Here is a 380-nt window from a genome sequence, read left to right on the forward strand (position 1 = left end):
AATGTAGCTGTACGAAAAGATTTAAGTCCTAACATAGAGCGTATACGTTTTTTAATGAAACGATGGTCTTGCTCCACGATGTTATTTAGATATTTTATCTGTCGGATTTGAATGCCTAACGGCATCTGTTTTTCTTTCTTTAACCCTGTAATAGCAATTGGATAAGCGGGGTTTTTATCAACTGTGATTGCACGAGGTTTTGAAGCATGAAAAGACTGCAAAGATTTTTTGAAAAATCGCTTTGCAGCCTTATGATTTCTGGATTTACTTAGATAAAAATCAATCGTGTTTCCTTCAGAATCCACAGCACGATATAGGTACATCCATTGCCCTTTTACTTTTATGTACGTCTCATCTACTCTCCAGGAGTCATTCGTTTG

The 380-nt window shown here is 36.3% G+C and carries 1 protein-coding gene; it reads right to left on the reverse strand.

The genetic code is table 11. From position 1 onward, the window contains the following. The coding region (locus JDS99_RS31090; RefSeq protein ID WP_199696510.1) for an IS6 family transposase at positions 1-380 on the reverse strand (380 nt) is incomplete at both ends.

The organism is Bacillus cereus group sp. N6 (assembly GCF_016483705.1).
Classification (GTDB): Bacteria; Bacillota; Bacilli; order Bacillales; family Bacillaceae_G; genus Bacillus_A; species Bacillus_A wiedmannii.